Annotated in this window: 18 protein-coding genes; 5 read left to right on the top strand and 13 right to left on the bottom strand. The window is 63.3% G+C overall.

The genetic code is table 11. The features are described from left to right. Positions 1 to 54: 54 nt before the first annotated feature. Positions 55 to 2262 carry a primosomal protein N' gene (locus M3P21_RS10040; protein ID WP_249709748.1) on the bottom strand — a complete coding sequence of 736 codons (2208 nt, stop codon included), beginning with the start codon at positions 2260 to 2262 and terminating at the stop codon, positions 55 to 57. A 115-nt stretch (positions 2263 to 2377) separates the two neighbouring features. Between M3P21_RS10040 and fsa the strand changes: the two genes are divergently transcribed. From fsa to M3P21_RS10020, 4 genes are all read left to right on the top strand, one after another. After that, positions 2378 to 3031 (top strand): fructose-6-phosphate aldolase, encoded by a 654-nt coding sequence (fsa, locus tag M3P21_RS10035; RefSeq protein WP_249709746.1) that lies wholly within the window; start codon positions 2378 to 2380, stop codon positions 3029 to 3031. A 186-nt stretch (positions 3032 to 3217) separates the two neighbouring features. Next, positions 3218 to 3961 carry a DUF484 family protein gene (locus M3P21_RS10030; protein ID WP_283780914.1) on the top strand — a complete coding sequence of 248 codons (744 nt, stop codon included), beginning with the start codon at positions 3218 to 3220 and terminating at the stop codon, positions 3959 to 3961. Continuing rightward, a complete protein-coding gene (locus M3P21_RS10025) occupies positions 3958 to 4878 on the top strand; it encodes a tyrosine recombinase XerC (RefSeq protein ID WP_249709745.1) in 921 nt (306 codons plus the stop codon). Before M3P21_RS10030 ends, M3P21_RS10025 begins: the two co-directional genes overlap by 4 nt. Positions 4879 to 4947: 69 nt before the next feature. Continuing rightward, positions 4948 to 5649 carry a CDP-alcohol phosphatidyltransferase family protein gene (locus M3P21_RS10020; RefSeq protein WP_249709744.1) on the top strand — a complete coding sequence of 234 codons (702 nt, stop codon included), beginning with the start codon at positions 4948 to 4950 and terminating at the stop codon, positions 5647 to 5649. On the opposite strand, the gene M3P21_RS10015 is transcribed toward M3P21_RS10020, so the two are convergent. The 10 genes from M3P21_RS10015 to M3P21_RS09970 all read right to left on the bottom strand — a co-directional run bounded on the left by M3P21_RS10015 (position 5621) and on the right by M3P21_RS09970 (position 16735). Further along, positions 5621 to 6250: a class I SAM-dependent methyltransferase gene (locus M3P21_RS10015; RefSeq protein WP_249709742.1), complete on the bottom strand. Its 630-nt coding sequence runs from the start codon at positions 6248 to 6250 to the stop codon at positions 5621 to 5623. The two genes, M3P21_RS10020 and M3P21_RS10015, sit on opposite strands and share 29 nt — an antisense overlap. Then, on the bottom strand, positions 6247 to 6705 hold the full coding sequence (locus M3P21_RS10010) for a hypothetical protein (RefSeq protein ID WP_249709741.1): 459 nt from the start codon (positions 6703 to 6705) through the stop codon (positions 6247 to 6249). Before M3P21_RS10010 ends, M3P21_RS10015 begins: the two co-directional genes overlap by 4 nt. A gap of 69 nt (positions 6706 to 6774) precedes the next feature. Then, positions 6775 to 7230, bottom strand: a complete 456-nt coding sequence (locus tag M3P21_RS10005; RefSeq protein ID WP_249709740.1) for a methylated-DNA--[protein]-cysteine S-methyltransferase — start codon at positions 7228 to 7230, stop codon at positions 6775 to 6777. A 78-nt stretch (positions 7231 to 7308) separates the two neighbouring features. Next, positions 7309 to 10251 (bottom strand): isoleucine--tRNA ligase, encoded by a 2943-nt coding sequence (gene ileS / locus M3P21_RS10000; RefSeq protein ID WP_249709738.1) that lies wholly within the window; start codon positions 10249 to 10251, stop codon positions 7309 to 7311. A 180-nt stretch (positions 10252 to 10431) separates the two neighbouring features. Continuing rightward, positions 10432 to 10917, bottom strand: coding sequence for a DUF2269 family protein (locus M3P21_RS09995; protein ID WP_249709734.1), 486 nt, complete (start codon positions 10915 to 10917; stop codon positions 10432 to 10434). Continuing rightward, the gene (locus M3P21_RS22660) at positions 10914 to 12209 is read right to left on the bottom strand and encodes an SDR family oxidoreductase (RefSeq protein WP_249709732.1); all 1296 of its coding nucleotides are present in this window, start codon (positions 12207 to 12209) and stop codon (positions 10914 to 10916) included. The genes M3P21_RS09995 and M3P21_RS22660 overlap by 4 nt, the downstream gene beginning before the upstream one ends. A 96-nt stretch (positions 12210 to 12305) precedes the next feature. Then, positions 12306 to 13286 carry a YcjF family protein gene (locus tag M3P21_RS09985; RefSeq protein WP_249709730.1) on the bottom strand — a complete coding sequence of 327 codons (981 nt, stop codon included), beginning with the start codon at positions 13284 to 13286 and terminating at the stop codon, positions 12306 to 12308. Beyond that, a complete protein-coding gene (locus M3P21_RS09980; RefSeq protein ID WP_249709729.1) occupies positions 13283 to 13735 on the bottom strand; it encodes a GNAT family N-acetyltransferase in 453 nt (150 codons plus the stop codon). Before M3P21_RS09980 ends, M3P21_RS09985 begins: the two co-directional genes overlap by 4 nt. After that, the gene (locus tag M3P21_RS09975; protein WP_249709728.1) at positions 13732 to 15147 is read right to left on the bottom strand and encodes a YcjX family GTP-binding protein; all 1416 of its coding nucleotides are present in this window, start codon (positions 15145 to 15147) and stop codon (positions 13732 to 13734) included. Before M3P21_RS09975 ends, M3P21_RS09980 begins: the two co-directional genes overlap by 4 nt. Before the next feature lie 130 nt (positions 15148 to 15277). Continuing rightward, positions 15278 to 16735 (bottom strand): flavin-containing monooxygenase, encoded by a 1458-nt coding sequence (locus tag M3P21_RS09970; RefSeq protein WP_249709727.1) that lies wholly within the window; start codon positions 16733 to 16735, stop codon positions 15278 to 15280. Positions 16736 to 17232: 497 nt separating this feature from the next. On the opposite strand from M3P21_RS09970, the gene truA reads away from it, so the two are divergent. Beyond that, positions 17233 to 18000: a tRNA pseudouridine(38-40) synthase TruA gene (gene truA, locus M3P21_RS09965; protein WP_249709786.1), complete on the top strand. Its 768-nt coding sequence runs from the start codon at positions 17233 to 17235 to the stop codon at positions 17998 to 18000. 6 nt (positions 18001 to 18006) lie between these two features. Here truA and M3P21_RS09960 read toward each other — a convergent pair whose 3' ends face one another. Both M3P21_RS09960 and M3P21_RS09955 read right to left on the bottom strand, forming a co-directional pair. Then, positions 18007 to 18894, bottom strand: coding sequence for a nickel/cobalt transporter (locus M3P21_RS09960; protein ID WP_249709725.1), 888 nt, complete (start codon positions 18892 to 18894; stop codon positions 18007 to 18009). Then, complete coding sequence (locus M3P21_RS09955; protein ID WP_249709724.1) at positions 18879 to 19517, bottom strand: DUF1007 family protein; 639 nt, start codon at positions 19515 to 19517, stop codon at positions 18879 to 18881. The genes M3P21_RS09960 and M3P21_RS09955 overlap by 16 nt, the downstream gene beginning before the upstream one ends. Positions 19518 to 19537: the final 20 nt, after the last annotated feature.

The following is a 19537-nucleotide window of genomic DNA, read 5'->3' as shown; positions in this document are numbered from 1 at the left end:
GCAGCTCTGCATAGGCGCACAAGCCGGGATACCGTTTGTCGGCGGCTGCGCCGGTCAGTAAAAGCTCTGCGGGTCGATATCGACACTGAGGCGCAGATCGCCCTTCAGGCGCAGCGGCGCGATCCAGCCTGAGATCGCCTCCTGCAGGGCAGCGCCCTTCGGGGCCTTGACCAGCAGCCGAACACGGTGGCGCCCCCGGATGCGTGCGATGGGGGCCGGGGCCGGGCCAAAGACCTGCGCCCCGATCTGGCGGATAGCCATGTCGTTGCGCGCCATCGCATTGCCAAGGTCGAACACCTGCCCAGCATCGCTGCCCGACAGGACGATCCCCGCCATACGCCCGAAGGGCGGAACGCCCGCCGCTTGTCGCTCGGCGGCTTCGGCTTTCCAGAACCCGGTCTCGTCGCCGGACAGGATCGCACGGATGACCGGATGTTCGGGCTGAAAGCTCTGCAGCAGTGCGGTGCCGGGCCGCTCGGCGCGCCCTGCCCGACCGGCCACCTGCCGCATCAGTTGAAAGGTCCGTTCCGCCGCGCGCAGGTCCGAGCCCTGTAGCCCCAGATCAGCGTCGATCACGCCCACCAGCGTCAGATTGGGAAAATTGTGCCCTTTGGCGACCAGTTGTGTGCCGATGACGATATCGGTGTCGCCTTCGGCGATCTCTACGATCTTGGCCTTCAGCGCACGGGCCGAGCCGAACATATCCGAGCTCAGCACCGCGATCTTTGCGTCCGGGAATGCGGCCTCGGCCTCTTCGGCCAACCGCTCGATGCCGGGGCCGACCGGGGCCAGCCGGTCTTCGGCCTGACACGAGGGGCAGGTCTCGGGGATCGGCTTGGTCTCGCCGCATTGGTGGCACATCAGCCGTTTCAGGAACCGGTGCTCGACCATGCGCGCGTCGCAGTGATCGCAGCCGATCTGCTGCCCGCAAGCCCGGCAGAGCGTCACTGGCGCATAGCCGCGCCGGTTGATGAACAGCAGCGATTGTTCGCCCTTTTCAAGCCGGTTCACCACCGCCCGGCGCAGGCTGGGAGAAATCCAGCTGGCCCCCGGCATCTTCTCGGCCCGCATGTCGATGGCGCGCATCTCGGGCAGCACGGCAGCGCCAAAGCGCGCGGTCAGTTCCAACCGGTCATATTTGCCCGCCTCTGCGTTGGCCCAGCTTTCCAGCGAGGGCGTGGCGCTGGCCAGTACCACCCGCGCGCCACAGATGGATGCCCGCAGCACCGCCATGTCGCGCGCATTATACAGCACCCCGTCCTCCTGCTTGTAGGAGGTGTCGTGTTCCTCATCGACGATGATCAGCCCGAGGTTCTGGAAGGGCAGGAACAGGGCCGAGCGCGCGCCGACCACAAGCTGCGCATCGCCCTGCCCGACCATGCGCCAGATGCGGCGGCGCTCGGTCAGGGTGGCGCCCGAATGCCATTCGGCGGGGCGCGCGCCGAACCGGGCCTCGACCCGGGTCAGGAACTCGGCTGTCAGCGCGATCTCGGGCAGCAGCACCAGCGCCTGACGCCCCAAGCGCAGCGCCTCGGCCACCGCCTCCAGGTAGACCTCGGTCTTGCCCGAACCGGTCACGCCCTTGAGCAGCGTCGTGCCATAGCCCCCCTTTCGGATTGCCACGCGCAGAGCATCCGCGCCCGCCCGCTGATCCTCGGTCAGGGCCTTGCCGGGCAGATCGGGGTCGAGATGGGGAAAGGGCAGATCGCGGGGACTGTCCTCTTCGCGCACCGCGCCCAGCTTGGCGAGACCCTTGACGACAGATGTGGTCACCCCCGCCATCTCGGCCAGTTCCTTGAGCGTGAAAGCCAGCCCGCCATAGTCGCGCAGCACGTCCAGCACCCGGGTCCGCGCCTCGGTCATCCGATCCGGGGTGGTCTCGCCCAGCCGGTAGATCTTGCGCATCGAGGGCGGGTCGCCAAGCCCCGGCGCGCGGGTGGCAAGGCGCAGCATCGCAGACATCGGCGTCAGCGTGTAGTCAGCCGCCCGGCCCAGAAAGCTCTGCATCTCGGCCCGCATCGGCGCCACATCCAGCACCCGGATCACCGATCGGATCTTTGAGCGGTCATAATCGCCCCGCCCCGGCCCCCAGACCACGCCCAATACCTTGCGCGGCCCCAGCGGCACCTCGACAAACGCGCCCTGGAAACAACCGCCCTCGGGGGCCTTGTAGTCCAGCAACCGGTCGAGCGGCTGCGCGGTCAGGACCGCGACCAGAGCACCTTCGTCAAAATAGCCGGGATCGTCCAAACAGGGCCTCATCGGGGCAAAATTTATGTTTGCGCTAACGAAACCACTGATTCAGGGGGTTTCCGCACGGGTCCCTATGAGGTAAAGCCAAGCCGATCCCGCGCCAACCCATCATAGGACCGCCGCCATGAAATTTTTTGTCGACACTGCCGAAATCAACGAAATCGCCGAACTGAACGATCTGGGAATGGTTGATGGCGTGACCACCAACCCCTCGCTGATCCTGAAATCCGGCCGCGATATTCTGGAAGTGACCAAGGAAATCTGCGACCTGATCGGCGGGCCGGTCTCGGCCGAAGTGGTCGCCACCGAAGCTGACGACATGATCGCCGAAGGCCGCAAACTGGCCAAGATCGCGCCCAATATCGCAGTGAAAGTGCCGCTGACCTGGGCCGGTCTGAAAACCTGCAAGACGCTCACCGACGAAGGCCACATGGTCAATGTGACGCTGTGCTTCTCGGCAAATCAGGCGCTGATCGCGGCCAAGGCGGGCGCGACCTTCATCTCGCCTTTCATCGGGCGGCTGGACGATATCAACATGGACGGCATGGACCTGATCGCCGATATTCGCGAGATCTATGACAATTACGGGTTTGAAACCCAGATCCTCGCCGCCTCGATCCGCACGGTGAACCACGTCACCGAAAGCGCCCGCATCGGGGCCGACGTGATCACCGCACCTCCGGGCGTGATCAAGAAGCTGGCCGACCACCCGCTGACCGACAAAGGGCTTGAGACCTTCCTGGCGGACTGGGCGAAAACCGGGCAAAAGATCCTCTGAAACACGGCAAGCGCCAAAGCAAGGGAGCGCCCCGGCGCTCCTTTTTTGTGCCCATGCGCCGGGCTGTGACACAAAAACGTCGATCAAAACGCACAGCCACCAGATTTAGTGGTTTTCTGCGGATTTTGGGCGCGCAAATCGAATTTCCTGTGTTATATGTTTTTCCAAGATAAAAACGAGGCACAGATGAGCAGTAGCCCGAAAGTAAACGAAGACCCCAAGATCGGTGCCAGCCCCGAGCTGGAGGAAACCCTGCGCGACGCGATCCTCGCCAAGCCGGACGCCATCCTTGATGACACGGACGTGATGCGCGCCCTGGTCGCCGCGAACGAACGCGCCATGGGCGGCAATATCGTCGACATGCGCGGCATCGCGATGGAGCGGCTCGAGACACGGCTGGACCGGCTTGAGGACACCCACCGCTCTGTCATTGCGGCGGCTTACGAGAATCTCGCCGGCACCAATCAGGTCCACCGCGCCATTCTGCGGATGCTGGACCCGATGACGTTCGAGACCTTCCTCGCCGATCTGGGCGGCGAGGTGGCGGAGATCCTGCGGGTCGATACGATCACGCTGGTGCTGGAAACCGCTCAGGACAAGGACAACCCCGCCGTCAAGCGGCTGGGCGAAGTGCTGAGCGTTGCCGAGCCGGGCTTTATCGACCGTTATCTGCCAACCGCCCGCGATGGCAGCGCCCGTCAGGTGACGCTGCGCCAGATGCAGCAGGGCTCGGCGCAGGTCTATGGTCACAAAGCCAACCGCATCCGGTCCGAAGCCTGCCTGCGGCTTGATTTCGGCTCGGGCCGGTTGCCGGGCATGCTGGCGATGGGTGCCGAGGATGCCCATCAGTTCACACCGCAGCAGGGCACCGATCTGCTGGCGTTTTTTGCAGGCGTTTTCGAAAGAGCGATGCGCCACTGGCTGTCATGAGCCTGATCTCGCCCGCCTGCCGGGATGCGCTGCAGCATTGGCTGGACGCGCAGAAGGCGCTGGCGGGCAGTGCCAAAAACACCATCACCGCCTATAACAGCGATGTCGCCGACTTCCTGTCCTTCATGACCCTGCACAAGGGCGCGCCGCAGGGGCTTGGTGCATTGGAACGGATCACCGTCTCGGACATGCGCGCCTGGATGGCACAGGCGCGCAAAGACGGGATCGCCGCGCGGTCGCTGGCCCGCAAGCTTTCGGCGGTCAAGACCTTCTATCGCTGGCTGGCCGAACGCGAAGGGTTCGAGCCCACCGCCGTTTTGTCGGCCCGCGCGCCCAAGTTCCAGAAAAAACTGCCGCGCCCACTGGCCGAGGACGCCGCCCGCGCCATGATCGATACGGTCGAGCTGCAATCAACCACGGACTGGGTCGCCGCGCGTGATGTGGCGGTGGTCACCCTGCTTTATGGTTGCGGCTTGCGCATCTCTGAGGCGCTGGGCCTGAAAGGGGCGGACGCGCCGCTGCCCGCCACACTGCGCATCACCGGCAAAGGCGGCAAGGAACGGGTCGTGCCGGTGATCGACGCCGCCCGCAATGCGGTCGCGACCTATCTGCGCCTGTCCCCCTACCCTTTGGAGGCCGACGCCCCTCTGTTTCGCGGCGTGCGCGGCGGCGCGCTCAACCCCGGCGCGATCCAGGGCGCAATGGCCCGTGCGCGGGCGCAGCTTGGCCTGCCCGCCTCGGCCACCCCGCACGCGATGCGGCACAGCTTTGCCACCCATCTGCTGGCGGCGGGCGGCGACCTGCGCTCGATCCAGGAATTGCTGGGCCATGCCTCGCTTTCCACCACGCAGGCCTATACGGCGGTCGATACGGCGCGACTGATGGAAGTTTATGAACGCACCCACCCGAAGGCATGACGCCGGATCACGCCGAATAACCCGAACCAAGGGTTTGCAGTCCGGTAAGAATTCCGCCATGACAGCGTAATGACACTCAGAAACCGCGCGATCGGCGTACATCTTTTTACGGCCACCGGTGCCGTTTTCGCCATGCTGGCCATGCTGGCGGCCGTGGACGCAAAGTGGAGCCTCATGTTCCTCTGGCTGGTCGTGGCCTTTTTCGTTGACGGAATCGACGGCCCGATGGCCCGCCATTATGACGTCAAGAAAAACGCTCCCGAATTTGACGGTGTGTTGCTGGATCTGATCATCGACTATCTCACTTACGTGTTCATCCCGGCATTCGCGCTGTTCAAATCCGGGCTGATGGATGGCTGGACCGGCTGGTTTGCCATCATCGTCATCACCTTCGCCAGCGCGCTTTATTTCGCCGACACACGGATGAAGACAAAGGACAATTCCTTTTCCGGATTCCCCGGCTGCTGGAACATGGTTGTGCTGGTGATCTTCGCGCTCGAGCCGAGTTTCTGGATCAGCCTCGCTCTGGTCAGCGCTCTGGCAGTGGCCATGTTCCTGCCGCTCAAGTTCATCCATCCGGTGCGGACCGAACGCTGGCGCCCGCTCAGCCTGCCCATCGCGCTGGCCTGGACGTTTTTTGCCGGTTGGGCGGCCTGGGTCGATTTCCATCCCGAAAGCTGGGCCCATTGGGGGCTTGTGGTGACCAGCCTCTATCTGACTTTCGCAGGCATCGCGCAGCAGATCATTCCCGCAGAAACACCAGCCAGGTAAAGATCACGCCGCTGCGCCGGTTCTCGGGCTGCACCGCTTCGACCCAACTGCGGCGTTCCAGCTTCAGACCTTGTGCAACCACCAGATCGATGGTCCTGTCTACATCCGCCGGAAACGCCGGGCGCGCCGAATCCGAGGGTCCCTCACGCAGGGACAGGATCAATCGCCCGCCCGGCCCGGTGAGACCCGCAAGCGCCGAAATTGACGCCGCGCGATACGCAGGCGGAACATGGTGCCACACCGCATTGACCAGCACGAGGTCGAACCCGGTGCCCAACGCGGTGGCCTGCGCCAGATCCGGCAACCCATCCTCAAGCCATGTGATGTCGACCCCCGCGTGCAGGTTCTGTGCTGCAAGGCGCAAGCTGTCGACCGGCTCCGCCGCCCAGACCTGATGCCCCTGCCCGGCAAACCACGCCGCGTCGCGCCCGGTTCCCGCGCCCACATCCAGAACCCGTGCCGGGGCGGTGGGCAGAAACCTTGCGACTGGCTGCAGGACCGTGGCCGTGTTCAGCGCCTCAAGCCGTCGGGTCAAGGTCTCGGCGGCGGCATCATAGGCCGCCAGTATGTCGGCGACCGAAGCGTCGCCCCCGGGTTTCAAAGAACGTCCTGTATCTCGAACTCGGTCCCGTTGAAGCCAAATCTCTCGCCCGCTCCCAACCCGGCCATCGCCTTGTAGATCGGGCTGGCGGTCGAGACGCCCATATAGGTTGTGCCATCCACCTCGAACCGGGTGGTCGAGACGCAGACGATGAAACTGCGATCCTTGAACGAGACGATGGCACCGGGACCAATCGTGTCAGTCAGGCCGAAATCGGTGTTCTCGATCACGTCGATCTTGGCATGATGGGCCTGTACCGGGGTGTCAAAGGCGGCGGCCAGATCGGCATTCTCGCGCGAGGCCGCCAGATCGTCCTTGTCATGCGCCTCGCGCTCATCCAGCCGCGAATCTGCCATGAATGCCTCGTAATGGGCGATGGCGTCGGCCAGTTCGGCCTCTTCCAGCGACATCAGCTTGGCCACAACGGCCTGTTTCAGAGCGGCGCGATCCGTCATTCCAGTCATTCCTTTTCAATTCTGCTGCGCAGGGTGCCCGAGAACCCGCCGTCAACGCATTGATCTGTCTCAAATAAGCAGCCCTGCCGCGCCTTCGTGGCGCAGCAACGCAACCTTTGTTTCGACCCCACCCTTGCCCGAGAAGCCGGTCAGCCCCTTTGCCCCCATCACGCGGTGGCAGGGGATGATCACCGGGATCGGGTTGCCACCGCAGGCCTGCCCGATAGCCTGAGCGGGCACGCCAAGATCGCTGGCAATCTCGCCATAGGTGCGGGTGTAGCCAAAGGGAATGTTCCGCATCACGGCACAGACCGATTGCTGCAGAGCCGAACCGTCAACACGCAGCGGCAGGTCGAATGTCTCCAACGCGCCCCGGTCATAGGCGCGCATCTGCGATGCGGCCTCTTGCAAGACGGGGGTGGCCTCACCGCTGGCCACACCGTCCCAGACAACCGAGGTGATCTCTCCGGCCTCTTCAGCGATGCCCATTGTGCCAAACTGTGTCTCGACTGCGATCATGTTCATGATCGCAGCCTGACAGACCCGGACGGTTGGCCGCAAGCCTATTCCTGTGGCGGGATGCGAAAGCCGCTCACAAGCGGCCTAGCCCGGCAGCGCCTCATCGCAGCGCCCGCACACGCCTTCATGGGCGTGGCGGCCCACATCGGGCAGGATCTTCCAGCAGCGCTGGCACTTGGCGCCTTCGGCCTTTTCAAAGACAACCCCCACACCTTCGATTTCCGGAACACGGAAAGCCTCGGCCGGGGCCGGATCGCCGGTGACGGTCAGACCCGAGGTGATGCACATGTCGTCCACATCGAATGTCGCCAGCAGATTGCGCGTTTCGGCGTCTTCCACATGCACGATCGGCGCAGCCTCAAGGCTGGATCCGATCACCTTGTCCTGACGCTGCACCTCCAGCGCGGCAGTCACCGCGCGGCGGACGCGGCGGATCTTGGCCATGCTGGCCTCAAGCTCATCATTGCGCCAGTCAGCAGGTGTGTCCGGGAAATCCACCAGATGGACCGAGCCGTTCTCGCCCGGGAAACGTTCCAGCCAGACCTCCTCCATGGTGAAGACCAGCACCGGCGCCAGCCATGTGGTCAGGCGGTGGAACAGGATATCCAGCACGGTGCGCGCGGCACGACGGCGCAGGCTGTCTCCATCGCAATAAAGCGCGTCCTTGCGTACGTCGAAGTAAAAAGACGACAGATCCACCGTGGCAAAGGTGAACACCGCGCTGAACACACCCTGGAAATCAAACGCCGCATACCCTTTGCGCACCTGTTCATCCAGTTCGGCCAGACGGCTGAGCACCCAGCGTTCCAGACGCGGCATGTCGGCGGGTTCGATCCGGTCGGCTTCCGAGAAATCCGCCAGCGAGCCCAGCATGAAGCGCATGGTGTTACGCAGGCGGCGATAGCTGTCGGCCGTGCCTTTCAAAATCTCCGGCCCGATCCGCTGATCGGCGGTGTAATCGGTCTGGGCCACCCACAGGCGCAGGATATCAGCGCCGTATTGCTTGATGACCTCTTCCGGCACGATGGTGTTGCCCAGCGATTTGGACATCTTGTTGCCCTTGGCATCCAGCGTGAAGCCATGGGTCACCACGTTGCGATAAGGTGCACGGCCCTTGGTGCCGCAGGCCTGCAGCATCGAGGAATGGAACCAGCCGCGGTGCTGGTCGGTGCCTTCCATATAGACATCGGCGATACCATCTTCGGTCCCGTCCTCACGGTCGCGCAGAACAAAGGCATGGGTCGAGCCAGAGTCGAACCACACGTCCAGCACGTCAAACACCTGATCGTAGTCGTCGGGGTTGGCGATACCGTCCAGCATCTGCGCCTTGAAACCGTCAGTGTACCAGATATCCGCGCCGTCCTTCTCAAACGCCGCCTTGATACGGGCGTTGAGGTCTTCGCTGCGCAGCAGGTAATCCGCGTCGGTGGGCAAAGCACCTTTCTTGGTGAAACAGGTCAGCGGCACGCCCCAGGCACGCTGGCGGGACAGAACCCAGTCCGGGCGCGTCTCGATCATCGAGTGCAGGCGGTTACGACCTTTTTGCGGCGTCCATTTCACCAATTCATCGATGGACCGCAGGGCGCGGGTGCGGATGGTGTCGCCCAACGCGCCCATGCCGTCTTCCAGCTTGCGGTCGACCGAGGCAAACCATTGCGGCGTATTGCGATAGATGATCGGAGCCTTCGAGCGCCAGGAATGTGGATAGCTGTGCTTGATCTTGCCGCGCGCCAGCAGCCCACCGACCTCGACCAGCTTGTCGATGACGGCCTTGTTGGCATCCCCTTCGCCGCCCTTGCGGGACAGGATAAATGTGCCGCCGAAGAACGGCAGATCGGCGCGGAATCCGCCGTCATCCATCACGTTATAGGTGATGACCTGTTCCAGCATGCCCAGATCCCGGTAGAGCTCGAATTCTTCCATCCCGTGCGAGGGCGCACAGTGAACAAAGCCGGTACCTTCAGTATCGGTCACGAACTCAGCCGCACGGAAATCGCGGAGGTCGTCCCATTCGCCGTTTCCACCTTCGGCGCCAGCCAGAGGGTGGGTCAGTTGAACGCCCTTCAGCTCGTCGGAGGGGACGTCCCGCACACGGGTCCACTGATCGTCATTCAAACGCGCGCGCCCCAGAACATCTGCGGCCAGATTGTCGGCCAGCAGGAACCTGTCGCCAGCAGCGGCCCAGCATTCCTCGGGCGCACCGGTGACCTCATAGAGGCCATAGGAGATGTCCTTGCCATAGACCACTGCCTTGTTCGACGGGATGGTCCAGGGCGTGGTGGTCCAGATCACCACATAGGAGTCGTCCAGATCGCCTGCATTCACGACCTTGAATTTCACCCAGATGGTGAAGCTTTCCTTGTCGTGATACTCGACCTCGGCCTCGGCCAGCGCGGTTTTCTCGACCGGCGACCACATCACGGGTTTCGACCCCTGATAGAGCGTGCCGTTCATCAGGAATTTCATGAACTCATCCGCGATCACGGCCTCGGCATGATAATCCATGGTGATATAGGGATCGGCCCAGTTGCCGGTGATGCCCAGACGCTTGAACTCTTCACGCTGGATATCGATCCAACCCTCGGCGAACTTGCGGCATTCCTGACGGAAATCGACCACATTCACCTCGTCCTTGTTCTTGCCCTTCTTGCGGTACTGTTCCTCGATCTTCCATTCGATCGGCAGACCGTGGCAGTCCCAGCCCGGCACATAGCGCGCGTCATGGCCCATCATCTGGTGGCTGCGCACGATCATGTCCTTGATGGTCTTGTTCAGCGCGTGACCGATATGCAGGTGACCGTTGGCGTAAGGAGGGCCATCATGCAGCGTAAAGGGCGTGCGGGTCTTGTCATGTTCGCCCGTCCGGGCGAGGGCTTTTTCACGCAGGCGGTCATAGACGCCGATCTTTTCCCAGCGTTCAAGCCATGCGGGCTCGCGCTTGGGCAGACCTGCGCGCATGGGAAAGTCGGTCTTGGGCAGGTTCAGCGTGTCTTTGTAATCGGGCGTCTGGGTCGTGTCGGCGCACATGGGTGGCGTCCTTGTCGATGGCATATGGATTGGATGTTCGGTCGGCGCGAAGTCTCAAACACCTTTGCCCGGCGTCTCGTCAGATCAGAGCGCCGGGGTTGTAATTCGAATAATGATGGCCTTCAGACAGGACATGGCCACCTTATATGGCGCGGGCGGGGCGGGGTAAAGCGGTCACTTTCACGTCCATAGCGGGATATCCGGCCGGGCCAGCATCAACCACAGGATCGCCAGAACCGCAAGGAAGGCCGGGACGCCGCAGAGTACCCATATTCGGAATAGACGGTCGAAATCCTGCGGCAGGGGCGCATCCTGCGCGGCTGCCAAACGCGCCAGATCGCGAAGACGCAGCTGTATCCATACAACCGGCAGCCAGAACAGCCCGGTAAATACATAGAGCCCGATCGCGACCAGCAACCAGCCCTCGCTCAGATCCCATCCCAACCGGTGCGCCATCAGCAGGCCTGTCACCGGCTGGGCAATCACCGCAATCGCCGTAAAGATCAGGTCGGCGAACACAACGATGGTGGCCACTTCGGCGATCACAACGGGGTTGCGGCTGCGCACTGCCATCAGCATGAAAAAGGCGATCCCGGCACCAGTGCCGAGCAGAACGCAGGCTCCGATCACATGCAGCCATCGCAGGATCATGTCCGGATCAATCATCGGTCCTCCAGCAACATATAGAGTACAACCGAGAGCATCGCGGCAGGCAGAACCTTGATCAGCGGTCCCAACGGGTCCGCCCAAAGCTGCGGGACCATAAGGCTCGCTGCAAGAAGATACGTGCCCGAGACTATCAGCTGCGCCATACAAGCCCGCGCTGCCCACCGCCGCCACAAAAGCGCGGCACCCAGAACCAGATCGACACAGGACCATATTATGACCGCCGCGACAGCAAGGGATGAGCCCCATCCCGTCTCGCGCAGTACCTCTGCCGCGGTGTCTGCCCGCAACAGACCAATGGCGCCCGACAGGCACCAGAACAAGCAGAGCACCGCCAAAATCAACGGCATCAGCAGCGACAGCCGCGCCGCCTGCCGCTCGGCCCGGGTGCACTCGTAGCGCGCATAGATTTCGGGCAGAGAGTGGATGCGCTCACCGGTTGCCGCATAGGCACGCGGATCACCGGTGACGCCCTCGCGAAGCACCGTCAACGCGGTTCCCCGCAAGGGAGAGCGCCAGCCCAAATGGCCCAGCATATCGGCGCATCGCGAAATTACGGTTGTCATCCAGCCCGGCAGATCAATCTCCCATCTCGCCGACCTAAACCTCAGCCAGACCCGTGTGAGTTCCACAACACCGGCCAGATCGCGCGGGTTGTCCTCCACCAGATCGTATTCGCCCGATGGCAAGCTGCCGCTAACCGCGTCAGCGATCACGCGGCACAGGTCCGACATCCCGACACATTGGACCGGAACCTGGCCCAAAGCGAGGGGTTGGACATAGGGAATGGCGGCGAGCATCCGCAGCAGAGCGGTTCCGCCATAGGCGCTCTGCCCGATCACAAGCCCAGGCCGCAATAGATGCAACGAGACGCCGGAGCGGCGCAGGGCCGCATCTCCGCGCGCTTTGCTTTGCATGAATTCCGTAGACGCTCCCGGCTGGGCGCCCCCTGCGGAAATCTGGATCACGGCGATATCGCGTAGCGCACAGGCCGTGCCTAGGGCCGCGATAGCATGGTGATGGACGGCCTCCAGATCATCCTCGCCGCCATCCTGCAACGCCCCGGCGCAATTAATGACCACGTCAATATCCTGCAGCGGATCGGACCAGTCTGCCGGGGCGGTAAGTGCCCTCAGATCAGCGACCCTGACGGGCACACCGGGTAACACACGCGCGGCGACGCGCGGGCGACGGGCCACGCCGGTGACCGTGTGGTCACACTGCTTCAACGTCCTGACAACGGCGCTTCCGATGAAGCCATAGGCACCTAAGACAAGTACATGAGAGGACACTTGCTTCTCTCCGATCACGGTCTGCTCTCAGTCAATCTACAGAGTGGCAAGTGATTGGAAACCCGCCAAAACGGCGCGCGACACCGGACCGCAAAGTCAGCTTCGCGAGAACACGCTGCTTAGCGCCCGTTTCACGATGCTGCGCACGGCGGGTTTGTGACGTTTGGAAAAAGGCAGCGGGCGGCAGACCTCCATGGCGGCCACGCCGACGCGGGCGCTGAGGGCCCCGTTGACCAGCCCCTCGCCAAAGCGGCGCGACAGTTTGCTGAGCAGTGAACCGCCAAGCAACGGTTCGAGCAGGTCATCGCCCACCGCCACCGCGCCGGTGGCCACCAGATGGGTAAAGACCGCGCGGGTCAGCCGCCAACTGCCCAGCAGACCGGCGCGCCCGCCATAGATCTCGGCAATGCGGCGGATCATCCGGACCGAGGCCGCCAATGCGGTGATGACATCGGCAAGCGCAATCGGTACCAGCGCGGTGACGGTCGCGACCTGACGGGCGGCCTGTTCGACCTCGCGGCTGGCGGCGGCGTCGAGGGGGGCCAGCACCTCATCCTCGATCAGTTGCATCAACGCATCCGCATCGAATTGATCCGCCTTGCGCTCGGCCAGGCGTTGCAGGCCCCAGGTCGTGTCCTCGCGCCCCTTGTAGAGCCGTTCGATCCGGTCGGTGACCGCGCGCGCCTGGTTCAGGTCATGCGCGGCCAGTGCCTGAGACGCCGCCTGACGCAACCCGTCGACACGGCGCAACCGGCCCAGCGCCGCCAATTCGCGGATCACCAGGATCACGCCGACAAGGACCAGAGCCCCCAACAGGCCAGAGACCGCCCAGCCCAGCATCGGCACCCGCGCCAGCAACCCGTTGACGAAATCCCACGCCGCAACCGAGACCATCGCGCCGATCACGGCCAGAAGCAGACCCCAGAACCAGCGCGACAGCCGCGAGGGCGGTCGCGCAGCCACCTGCGCCGCCAATTGCATGGCCCGCCCGGCATCGGGAACAGGCGGCGCATCGGTGACGCTGGGCGCCGGGGCATCCTCTTCTTCGAGGTCGATCAGAACCGGGCCTTTGGTCATGTCTCTCTTGCCTCTCTGGACCAGACGAACTTGATATCGGGCAGGTTTTCATCATTGCCGCGTCCATCGCTGCGGGCGGCCTCGACAAACCCCTCACGCAAATAGAACCGCGCCGCACCGGGATTGGCCTGAAACGCAAACAGCTCCAGCCGGTCGCTTTGCGCCTTGGCCTGCGCCAACAGGCGCGCGCCGATGCCCTGACCGCGCAGGCCGCGCGACATGTAGAGCGAATGGATCAGCGCGCCATCGCGGGCCAGGAACCCTGCGACCTGGCCGTCCGACTCGGCCACTGTCACCCAGCCGCGCGCAATCATTGTCCCGCAAAAGGCGATGGTTTCCGCCCCGCTGTGCAGGTTGGGCATCCAGTCATTGTCGCGCGTGAAGCCGTGCAGAATGTCGCCGGTCCGGCCCGCATCGGTGGGGTGCGCCTGTCGCAACAGCACGTTCACAGCCGGTCTCCGATCAGGAATTGCGCTGCCCGGTCCAGCCGGATAGAGGGCGGCCCCTCGCCCGGCCTGAGCGTCAGGCGCGCCGGTGCAAAGCTCATCACCTCATAGTCGCCCGAGAGCCACTCGCTGGCGCCATCCCGCGCCGGACCCAGCAAATGCGAGGGGTCCTCGGGCAGGTCTCCGGCGTAGAAAGCCGCCTGTTTGCCGCTCTCCAGCAACCGGCCCCGCACGCAGGGCAGGTCCCGGCCCTGATGCTCGCGCATCTCTTCGGTCGTCGCCCGCAGCGAGGCCATGGACAGCGCCGCCGTCTCGCTGCCCGCAAAACGGGCGCGGTCGCGCGCGTCGCGGGTCATCGCCTCGATGATCGCGGTCAGGCGGGTGTGCTGGATGTGATGCAGATGGTCTGCCTTTGTGGCCGCAAACAGGATTTTCTCGACCCGTTTGCCCAGGAGCAGGCGCGACAGCCAGGCATTGCGACCGGGCCGGAAGGCCGAGAGGATATCCCCCATCCCGCGCCGCAGATCCTCGACCGCGCGCGGGCCGCGATGGATCGCGCCAAGCGCATCAACCAGCACAACCTGCCGGTCGATCCGGGCGAAATGGTTGCGGAAAAACGGTTTGACCACCTGCGATTTATAGGCCTCGAACCGCCGCTCCATCTCGCGATGCAGCGACTTGCGCGGCGCAGGCCCGTCGACCGGCAAGGGCGCGAAGGTCAGCACCGGTGAGCCGTCAAGGTCGCCGGGCAACAGGAACCGGCCCGGAGTACAATCGTAATGGCCCTGATCGCGTGCGGCCATAAGGTAGTCGGAAAAAACACGCGCTAAAGCCTGCGCAGTGGGTTCGTCATGCTCTGCGTCCGGGTCCATTCCCTGCAGATGCGCAAGGAAACCCGCCGCGCAATCGCGTGTCCGGATACGACTCAGAACCTCATGCGACCAGTCGGCATAAGATTTCTCCAGCAGCGCCAGATCCAGCAGCCACTCGCCGGGGTAATCGACGATGTCGACATGAACGGTGCGTGGCCCCGACAGCCCCGACAACAAACCTGATGGCCGCACTCTGAGCGACAGCCGCAGTTCCGACACTGCCCGCGTGCTGTCGGGCCAGCGTGGCGCGTCCGAGGTCAGCGCGGCCAGATGGGTCTCATAATCGAAGCGCGGTACGGTATCATCAGGCTGCGGCTGCAGATAGGCGGCCTCGATCCGGCCCTCCTGCGCCGCCGCAAGCCCGGTCATCCGCTCCCGGTCCAACAGGTTGGCCACCAGCGAGGTGATGAACACCGTTTTGCCCGAACGCGCCAATCCGGTCACGCCCAGCCGGATCACCGGTTCGAACAGCGCTTCCGAGACCGCATCCCCGGCATTTTCGACACCGCGCACCAAAGTGTCGGCAATTGAAGATAGAACCAAACCGCTGCCTCTGACTGTTCGGGGTCAAGATAGGTGGCAATCGCGTACTTTGCGAGGCTCGGTTTCGTACAAAGTGTCACGCATGGGCCGGGTCAATGCCGCAACCATCGCATCAAGCCCTGCCGGCACCTCAGTCTCCCTGCGGGTCTGAGAAGACAAAGTCCTGTGGGACAAGCCGTTTGGTCCGGCGGTGGTATTCCCTGCCGGACCCGGGCCAGTTATTGGTGATGCGCCCGCCATCCTTGTACCAACTTGTCTCGATCTTGTCCCAGACCGACTGCGTCAGACGGGTCTGCATTTCGGTGTCGAAGCGGGTCGCGACATCTTCGCGGACCTCTGCGGTTTTGGTCGAGGCTTGCTGAATGAGCTGCACGATATAGCCGATCTGCGCCTCCATCATATAGACGACAGAAGAATGCCCGGTATTGGTGTTGGGACCATAAAGCATATGCAGGTTCGGGAACCCCGGCACCGCGATGCCCAGATAGGCCCGCGCGCCCTCTTTCCAGACCTCACGCAGCGTTTTGCCACCCCGACCGGTCACATCGATGGACTGGATGAAGGGATTGGTCTGAAAGCCGGTCCCATAGATGATGAAATCGTGGGGGCGCGACGTCCCGCTCTTGTCGGTAATCCCATCGGCCGAGATATGGTCGATGCCCTCGGTCACCACCTCGACATTGTCACGGGCCAGCGCTGGAAACAACGTATCCGAAATCAGGAGACGTTTGGCCCCGAGCGGATAGTCGGGTGTCAGCTTTGCCCGCAGTTCGGGGTCAGAGACCGCCTTGTTGAGATTGCGTCGAAACAGGCTCCGGCCCAGCATCTGATGTGGTCTGGACCCGGCGATAATCGGAAAGACCACATATTCGGTGCGCAGCCATTGCCCCAATCGATACAGCCGGGCGAGCGGCGGCACATGGCGCGAAAGCCACTTTTCAAACGCCGTATAGGGCCGGTTGCCCTTTGGCATAACCCAGTTCGGCGTGCGCTGATAGACGGTCGCCTTTGTGGCCTGTTCGGCCACATATGGAATGAACTGCAAGGCGCTGGCCGCATTCCCCACGACGGCGACGTTCTTGCCCTTCAGGTCAACGCCCTCTGGCCAGGTCGCCGAGTGGAATTGCTGCCCTTCGAAATCGTCCTGACCTTTGACCTTCGGGATACTGGGATGGTGCAACTGCCCCAGCGCGCAGATGAAGTGCCGGCAGTCGATCCGGTCGCCTGTGTCGGTGGTGACCGTCCAGCGGCCCGTGGCCTCGTCGAAACTGGCGGTTTTGGCTTCCTGGCCAAAGCGGATATGCGGGTAAAGCCCGAAATCCCTGGCACATTTTTTTTGATAGTCAAAGATCTGACTCTGCTTTGACCATTTGTGCTGCCAGTCCGGATTTGGCGCGAAAGAATAGCTGTAGAAGAACGACGGCACGTCGCATTCGGCTCCGGGATAGGTGTTGTCCCGCCATGTGCCCCCCACCTCATCTGCTTTTTCGAGGATGAGAAAGCTGTCCAGACCGGCCTCTTTCAGCTTGTGCCCCAGCCCAATACCGCCAAACCCGGCCCCGACGATCACGATGTCGATGCTTTCCATATCTGCTTTCCTCAATTCGTCGCACCTTGGTTGCGCAGGCCTGAGTGGATCCGGATCATCGCGAAGTGCAAACCCGTCTCACCGACCTGCGGTTTTCAGTCAGGAGCATAGCTCGTGAAATTTGGCTCTCCTTCGATGCAATCTTTTGTATCTGTCTCTTTGAACATGGGAAGCAAGTTCCCCGACAATGCCGCGACGTCAATTCGGCAAGCACCCGTTCAGAACCACCGCGCGTGAAGGCTCCGGACCGATCACCATTCAGCGATAGACGGCTTACCACGATCAATTCCATGAGCGGGCCGTACCCTGAATCGGCAAATAACGCGGGTTCAGTGAACTCGCCGGGTCATGGCCCCGGGCACGCAACATGCTATCAAAAGGTCGCAAGGTGGTCGGGCCGCAAAATGCCGAAATACCCGGATTGCGTCGCCTCCGAGCGCGGAGCGGCACCCCTTGCCCGCTGGACATCATTGCGACGGTTGGGTACCTGCGCGGCCATGCCACGTTTTGCGTTGAATGTCGAATACCAGGGCGCGCCCTTTGCCGGGTGGCAGCGCCAGAAGGATCAGCCTTCGGTGCAAGGCGCGATCGAGGCGGCGCTGGCCCGTCTGGAACCGGGTGCGCATACGATAGCCGCCGCAGGCCGCACTGATGCGGGCGTGCATGCGCTGGGTCAGGTGGCGCATTGCGATCTGGTCAAGGAGTGGGACCCGTTCCGGCTCTCCGAGGCGCTGAACCATCATCTGAAACCGCAGCCCGTGGCCATTGTCGCCGCGGCGCGGGTAGAGGATGACTGGCACGCGCGGTTCTCAGCCGTTGAACGACGCTATCTGTTTCGCATCCTGATGCGCCGCGCACCCGCCACCCATGAGGCGGGTCAGGTCTGGCGGGTCAACCATCAACTCGATGTGGCTGCCATGCAGCGGGCGGCGGACCTTTTGCTGGGGCGGCATGATTTCACCACCTTCCGCTCGTCGATCTGTCAGGCGGCAAGCCCGGTCAAGACGCTGGATGAATTGCGCATCGAGCCGGTCGCAGGCTTCTCCGGCCCCGAGATGCATTTCCACGTCCGCGCCCGCAGCTTCCTGCACAATCAGGTGCGCAGCTTTGTCGGCACGCTGGAGCGTGTGGGCGCAGGCGCCTGGACACCAGAGGATGTGCGCGATGCGTTGGAGGCCCGCGACCGTGCCGCTTGCGGGCCAGTCTGCCCGCCACAGGGGCTCTATCTGGCGCAGGTCCGCTATCCCGAGCCGGTCTTTGGCTGATACCGCTCAGAGCGCGCGCATCATCAGACCACCCGCCAGCACCGCCACAACCAGCCCCGCCATCAGTTCGACCAGCGGCAGCACCCGTGCCGCCTGCTGGAACGCGGTGGCGGACCCGACGATACCGCCACGCATGCCAGTCGCAGCAAGACCGACCGTGATTGTCACGGTTGCGGTGCCCAGTGCCATGGCGAAGGCCCCGGCGATACCGGCCCCCGCGATCCCCATCTGCCAAGTGATCAGCAGCACGAACAGCGCGCCGGTGCAGGGCCGGATCGCGATACTTGCGATCAGTGCCAACGCCTCACGCGGGGTCGAGACCTGATCGATCTCATCCAGATCGGGGCCATGTTTGTGGCCACAGCTTTCGCAGGTACCGTGGTCATGCGCATGCGTGTCGCGTTGACGCATCAGCCGCCGCATTCCGCGCCAGACCAGCCAGAGCCCGACCAGCGCGATCGCGCCGTAGCTGACCGGCGCCATGACATCCTCGGTCACGCCGATCAGCCGCTCGCGGGTCATGTTGAACAGGAACACCCCGGCATAGACGATCATCACCGCCGTGACCGCCTGCCCCAGGCTGGCCAGCAACGATATCACGCTCAACCGCAGCCAGGGCACGCGGCGGCCCAGCCCGTAGCCACCGATCAGCACCTTGCCGTGCCCCGGCCCCACCGCATGAAAGAACCCATAGGCAAAACAAAGCCCCATCAAGAGCCAGAGCGCACCATCATGCCCCGCCCGCAAGCCCCGCAACGCGCCCGCGATCTGGTTCTGGAACGCGCGCTGTTCACCGGCGGCCCAAAGCGCGAGCTGGTCAAAGCCGCCCCCGATCCAGAACCACAACAAAAACGCGGCGACGGCACCAACCGGCAGGATCAGGAATTTGGACATGTGATCCGGATCTCGGTCGCGAATTCCGCGCCGATCATGGGAATGTCGTTCTCTTCCAGATCGGCATTGGCATCCAAGGTCAGCAAAAAGGCCTGCATATCGCTCAGCTTCTGGTCGATATCGGGATCGATCCGGTCGATCATGCAGGTCTCGGCCCCGATCAGCTGCACCGGCAATGTGAGGTCATAGCTGGTGTAATAGCTCTCGTCATACGCCCTGAGTGACAGCGTCTCGCCCAGCGTGGTCGGTTGCCCCGTCACCTCGCGCAGATGCGAGGTTACAATGCGCCCGTCGCGCAGCTCTGCCGTCGGCTCCAGCGGCCCCGAGAGTTTCAGCACCTGACCACCCAGCCGCGCATCCAGATCGCCGGTGAACCCCGGCACCCAGTTCATGTCGAACCCGGTCAGACGGGTGCTCTCCTCCGGGGTCAGGACGTTGTCGGCATCCGGGTCCAACTGCAAATCTTCCAGGATCAAAAGCGAGTAGAAATCATCGTAGGCCCAGGTGACGCGCACATGGGTCAGCCGGTTCTGATCATCAAAGATCACCTCAATCCCGGTATCCACGAAGACATGCGGATGCGCGGTCAGACCGACCGGCAAAAGGCTCAGGACAAGAGGCAATACGCGCTTCATGCGCCGAA

Source organism: Ruegeria spongiae (assembly GCF_023502395.1).
Taxonomy (GTDB): Bacteria; Pseudomonadota; Alphaproteobacteria; order Rhodobacterales; family Rhodobacteraceae; genus Ruegeria_C; species Ruegeria_C spongiae.
This window is presented reverse-complemented; position numbering and strand designations above follow the sequence as displayed.

What these genes read in the sequence shown, in the direction of transcription:
- ileS (WP_249709738.1), bottom strand. Translation starts at nt 10,251, where the DNA reads ATGTGCGCCGACACGACCCAGACGCCCGATTACAAAGACACGCTGAAC.
- M3P21_RS10010 (WP_249709741.1), bottom strand. Translation starts at nt 6,705, where the DNA reads ATGACGGATCGCGCCGCTCTGAAACAGGCCGTTGTGGCCAAGCTGATG.
- truA (WP_249709786.1), top strand. Translation starts at nt 17,233, where the DNA reads ATGCCACGTTTTGCGTTGAATGTCGAATACCAGGGCGCGCCCTTTGCC.
- M3P21_RS09995 (WP_249709734.1), bottom strand. Translation starts at nt 10,917, where the DNA reads ATGATTGATCCGGACATGATCCTGCGATGGCTGCATGTGATCGGAGCC.
- M3P21_RS10020 (WP_249709744.1), top strand. Translation starts at nt 4,948, where the DNA reads ATGACACTCAGAAACCGCGCGATCGGCGTACATCTTTTTACGGCCACC.
- M3P21_RS10030 (WP_283780914.1), top strand. Translation starts at nt 3,218, where the DNA reads ATGAGCAGTAGCCCGAAAGTAAACGAAGACCCCAAGATCGGTGCCAGC.
- M3P21_RS09960 (WP_249709725.1), bottom strand. Translation starts at nt 18,894, where the DNA reads ATGTCCAAATTCCTGATCCTGCCGGTTGGTGCCGTCGCCGCGTTTTTG.
- M3P21_RS09970 (WP_249709727.1), bottom strand. Translation starts at nt 16,735, where the DNA reads ATGGAAAGCATCGACATCGTGATCGTCGGGGCCGGGTTTGGCGGTATT.
- M3P21_RS10005 (WP_249709740.1), bottom strand. Translation starts at nt 7,230, where the DNA reads ATGAACATGATCGCAGTCGAGACACAGTTTGGCACAATGGGCATCGCT.
- fsa (WP_249709746.1), top strand. Translation starts at nt 2,378, where the DNA reads ATGAAATTTTTTGTCGACACTGCCGAAATCAACGAAATCGCCGAACTG.
- M3P21_RS10025 (WP_249709745.1), top strand. Translation starts at nt 3,958, where the DNA reads ATGAGCCTGATCTCGCCCGCCTGCCGGGATGCGCTGCAGCATTGGCTG.
- M3P21_RS10040 (WP_249709748.1), bottom strand. Translation starts at nt 2,262, where the DNA reads ATGAGGCCCTGTTTGGACGATCCCGGCTATTTTGACGAAGGTGCTCTG.
- M3P21_RS09985 (WP_249709730.1), bottom strand. Translation starts at nt 13,286, where the DNA reads ATGACCAAAGGCCCGGTTCTGATCGACCTCGAAGAAGAGGATGCCCCG.